1 protein-coding gene and 1 pseudogene are annotated in these 1,173 nt (G+C 73.1%); both read right to left on the reverse strand.

What is annotated here, in order from left to right; translation table 11 throughout:
• Positions 1–156: 156 nt before the first annotated feature.
• Entirely contained in the window at positions 157–738 is a 582-nt protein-coding gene (locus JNW91_RS31485) for an Rv3235 family protein (RefSeq protein ID WP_203179056.1), read from the reverse strand.
• A gap of 75 nt (positions 739–813) precedes the next feature.
• Positions 814–1,173, reverse strand: a pseudogene (locus JNW91_RS32935) (hypothetical protein); the annotation flags it as partial.

The raw sequence follows: 1,173 nt of genomic DNA on the forward strand, positions 1-1,173 counted from the left end.
CCGGCTCGGCTCGGCCCGGCTCGGCTCGGCCGGCCCGGCCCGGCTCGCGCGGCGCGGCGGGCGGTGATCATCTCGCCTTCGTGGAAGGCGGGGTGTCCGGGGCGGCCGGATGGGCCGGTTTCCAGGAACCCGAGTGGATCAACCTGGGGCGGACGGTCAGAGGACGTGCAGGGCGGTGCAGAGCCAGCGGCCCCGGCGGTGTTCCAGGCGGAGCGCCATCGCCCAGCTCCGTCCGCCGTCGCCGGTGAGCACGGCCGCGGCCTCCACCGCAGCCTCCCCGAGCTCACAGACCCGCAGGCGGAGCAGTCGGGCCAGCGGCCTGGGGGCGCGACGGCGGGGCGCCCCGGACCGTCCGGACGCCCGCGCCAGCTCGATCAGCAGTTCGCCGGAGCGGGCCGGATCGAGCAGTGGCCGCACCTGCGCCGGCGAGCGGTAGCCGTTGACCGCCTCCAGGCAGGTGTTGACGAAGCGGTGTGCCGCCCTGGTCGCCTCGGAGGTGGTGGTGGACGGCAGCGGCGCACCTGGACGGCTGGCGGGCCTGCTGGGCACCGGGCGGAGGGCGCGGCGACGCTCCGGTGGCCGGGCCTGTTCCTGGCGGGACGCGGCGAACAGGTCGAGGGCGAGCTGGCCGTGGGTCGGCACCGGCCAGTACGGCTCCTCCGCCTCGTCGGCGTACGGGGGGTCGATGGGTGGGGCGGGGCGTAGCCGTACGGGTGGTAGGGACGGACGCTCACTCATCGCAGCCCTCTCGATCTTGCGTTTGCCTTCGTTCGCCTCCGACAGCATCGATTCTGGGCGATCGAGCGGCCCCGGTCAATGGCGCGGGGGAGAGGACGGTCCGTCGTGCGGCGTGATCCACTCCATGTCGGCGAAGTCGGGGTAACCGGGCGGCCCGGATACCGCGACATCGGCGAAACGGAGTCGATCACGGGCAGCCGGGCCGGCTGGGCGACACTGGGTGGAGAAAGATATTTTGGTATGCATTGTGGGTGGCGAACGGAGCCGCCGCCTGGACCAGGGTCTGCTGCCACTGACGGGCCTGTTCAGCGCTCGCCGGTCGAGACGCTGACGGGTCGCCTGGATGGCGGTGAGGATGGGTTGTATCTGCTCCCGCAGGCGACGGGCTGTCGCCGTCAGCTCGACGATCTGCTGGCTGTCGCGTTGCGCGTCGGC

The sequence above is a fragment of the Micromonospora parastrephiae genome, from assembly GCF_016802865.1.
Taxonomy (GTDB): Bacteria; Actinomycetota; Actinomycetes; order Mycobacteriales; family Micromonosporaceae; genus Micromonospora; species Micromonospora parastrephiae.